Origin of the sequence: Methylobacterium sp. WL103 (genome assembly GCF_008039885.1) — a bacterium.
Classification (GTDB): domain Bacteria; phylum Pseudomonadota; class Alphaproteobacteria; order Rhizobiales; family Beijerinckiaceae; genus Methylobacterium; species Methylobacterium cerastii.
In genome coordinates this window covers 1-2,828 of record NZ_VRUX01000545.1, presented here as the reverse complement: position 1 = coordinate 2,828, position 2,828 = coordinate 1, and the positions used below count along the sequence as shown (strand labels likewise).

3 protein-coding genes and 1 pseudogene are annotated in these 2,828 nt (G+C 70.9%); 3 read left to right on the top strand and 1 reads right to left on the bottom strand.

The annotated features are described in order from the left end of the window. A pseudogene (locus FV222_RS22080) lies at positions 1 to 388 on the bottom strand (GNAT family N-acetyltransferase); the annotation flags it as partial. 156 nt (positions 389 to 544) lie between these two features. Between FV222_RS22080 and FV222_RS22075 the strand changes: the two are divergent. The 3 genes from FV222_RS22075 to FV222_RS22065 all read left to right on the top strand — a co-directional run bounded on the left by FV222_RS22075 (position 545) and on the right by FV222_RS22065 (position 2,609). Further along, positions 545 to 1,159, top strand: coding sequence for a PAS domain-containing protein (locus FV222_RS22075; RefSeq protein WP_147815646.1), 615 nt, complete (start codon positions 545 to 547; stop codon positions 1,157 to 1,159). Between the two features lie 105 nt (positions 1,160 to 1,264). Next, complete coding sequence (locus FV222_RS22070; protein ID WP_147815645.1) at positions 1,265 to 1,492, top strand: DUF4170 domain-containing protein; 228 nt, start codon at positions 1,265 to 1,267, stop codon at positions 1,490 to 1,492. Positions 1,493 to 1,664: 172 nt separating this feature from the next. After that, positions 1,665 to 2,609, top strand: a complete 945-nt coding sequence (locus FV222_RS22065) for a ribose-phosphate pyrophosphokinase (protein ID WP_147754674.1) — start codon at positions 1,665 to 1,667, stop codon at positions 2,607 to 2,609. The last annotated feature ends 219 nt before the right edge of the window (positions 2,610 to 2,828 follow it).

Sequence of the window (2,828 nt, the reverse complement as noted above, 5' to 3'; positions counted from 1 at the left end):
GCGCGAGCCAGCCGGCGTCGGGCGCCGGCATCAGCCGCACGCCTGAGTCGAGCCCGTCCGGCATCCCGTCGAGGGCGGCGAACAGGGTCGACGCGTGGCCCTCCACGCCGTAGCCGCGTGCCGCCAGGGGTTCGTCGAGCTCCGGGGCGAGGCTCACCACGCGGACGATCGCCGGCTGGCCGAGCGCCGCGTACGCACGCTCGCAGGCCGCGATCGCCGCGTCGGCCGGGCCGCGCGGTCCGGGGGTCGGGTTGAGCGAGTTCGTCCGCCGGGTCGGCCCGCCCGAGGCGCGCAGCAGCCACCCGTCCAGGAGGTGTTGACGTGACGCCGGGCATGCGACCAGGCAGGCCGCCTCCGCTCTCCAGGCGAGGTCGTCGTGCTGAGACATGGACCGTCCGCGGGTTCTACGGCCGGCGGGTCGTAGCACGGCGGTAGACCGATCCGAACCGCAAGACTTGCGCGATCGGTTGTATCGTTTGAGTTGGACTCGTATACAAATTGTTGCTCAAGGTTTCTGAAGAGCGGGAAGCATACTGGTAGGCCGATGAAGTTCGACGGCATCGACGATCGAGGGCAGGCGGTGGGGGACCTGCACGCCGCCCTCCAGGCGTCGGGCGTCGTCGGCACCTGGGACTGGAACCCGGTCTCGCAGCGCGTGCGCTACGATCCCGGCGCCGCCGAGCTGCTGGCGGGGGACGCCGCGCTGGCCGGCCGCGACCTCGAGTTCGCCGACGCCGTGGCCGGCATCCATCCCGACGACGTCCCCTGGATGACGCAGGAGGTGGAGCGCGCCATGCAGGCCGGCGGCCTGATGCTGGCGGAGTACCGGGCCGGGATGCTCTCCGGGCAGACGCGCTGGCTCCTGTGCCGCGGCCGGATCTTCCACGATCCGCGCGGGCGCCCCGTGCGCAGCACCGGCATCCTGATCGACATCACCGAGGTCCGGACCATGGACGCCGGCTACGTCGCGACCCCGTCGATCGGCGAGCCGGAGGCGCCGCTGGTGCGTGCCGCCGACCTCTGCATCGCGTTGCACGGGGTTGTCGGCGAGAGCGGATCCGAAGCGCTTCGCGGGATGACCGAGCGCCTGCTGCTTCAGATCGGCCGCGAGATCGCCCGGGCCGAGCGCGCGGCCGTGCCGCCGACCGCGCTGCATTGAGGGCCGGGGCCGCGCGGGCTTGACGGCGGCCGCGGGGTTGGCGATGCCGCGTCCTGCGGCACGCGTCCTGCCTGTGGGGCGGCGTGCCGCGACCAGGAGAGACCCGTGACCACCACGACCGCCAGCGACCAGCTGCTGCACCTCGTCTTCGGCGGCGAGCTGGAGGACATCGACGGGCTCCGGTTCAAGGATCTGGCCGGCCTCGACATCGTCGGCATCTTCCCCGACTACGCCTCGGCCAAGGTCGCGTGGCGCGCCAAGGCCCAGGCCACGGTCGACAGCGCGCAGACCCGCTACTTCGTCGTCCACCTCCACCGCCTGCTCGAGCCGTAGGCGTACGCCTGTGCAGGGGGCTGTGCAGCGGGCGGGCCCGGCCATTGTGACGGTTCGACCGCACTGGTAAGAGCCCGACCGACGCGGATGCCGGCGGGCCTGTCGATCGGCCGGCCGTTCCAGTCTTCAGGACGTGTCTCGGCCCGAGACCCCAGATGTTGAGCCCGCAGGCATGAAGTCTTCGATCAAGATCATCGCCGGCAATGCCAGCCGGCCCTTGGCGGAGGACATCGCCGGCTACCTCGAACTGCCGCTCGCCAAGTGCATGGTCCGGCGCTTCGCCGACATGGAGATCTTCGTCGAGATCCAGGAGAACGTGCGCGGCGAGGACGTGTTCATCGTCCAGTCGACCTCGTATCCGGCCAACGACCACCTGATGGAGCTGCTGATCATGATCGACGCCGCGCGTCGGTCCTCGGCGCGGCGCATCACGGCGGTGATCCCGTATTTCGGCTACGCCCGGCAGGACCGGCGCACCTCGGGCCGCACCCCGATCTCGGCCAAGCTCGTCTGCAACCTCATCACCGAGGCCGGCGCCGACCGCGTGCTGACGCTGGACCTCCATGCCGGCCAGATCCAGGGCTTCTTCGACATCCCCACCGACAACCTGTTCGCCGCGCCCGTGATGGTGCGCGACATCAAGGAGCGGCTGACCTCCACCGACCGCATGGTGGTCTCGCCCGACGTCGGCGGCGTGGTGCGCGCGCGTGCGGTCGCCAAGCGCATCGACGCGTCGCTGGCCATCGTCGACAAGCGCCGCGAGCGCGCCGGCGAATCCGAGGTGATGAACATCATCGGCGACGTGGAAGGCCGCTCCTGCATCCTCGTCGACGACATCGTCGATTCCGGCGGCACCCTGGTCAACGCGGCCGAGGCCCTGCTCAATGCCGGCGCCAAGGAGGTCTCGGCCTACATCACCCACGGGGTGCTCTCGGGCGGCGCGGTCTCGCGCATCGCCGCCTCGCGGATGAAGGAGCTGGTGATCACCGACTCGATCCAGCCGACCCAGGCCGTCAAGCTCGCCCGCAACATCCGCGTGGCGACCATCGCCCCGCTCTTGGGCGAGGCCATCGGCCGGACGGCGACGGAAGCCAGTGTGTCGAGCCTGTTCGACTGAGCGTCTTGGCCCGTCCAGGGCATCCGAACACAGCGTCCTGAAAAACCGCTCCGTCATTCCGGGGCTGCGCAGCAGAGCCCGGAATCCAGAGCCGCCGCGGGCTCCGAGGTGGAGCGTCCCGGCCCTTCGAGCCCGCGCGGCGCGTCTGGATTCCGGGCTCGCCCTCGGCGCCCCGGAATGACGGGGTTTGGGCTGTCTGGCGCAGCCCCCTACCCGTCC

Excerpts from the sequence above, each read along its gene's own strand:
- FV222_RS22075 (WP_147815646.1), top strand. The coding sequence starts at position 545 with ATGAAGTTCGACGGCATCGACGATCGAGGGCAGGCGGTGGGGGACCTG.
- FV222_RS22065 (WP_147754674.1), top strand. The coding sequence starts at position 1,665 with ATGAAGTCTTCGATCAAGATCATCGCCGGCAATGCCAGCCGGCCCTTG.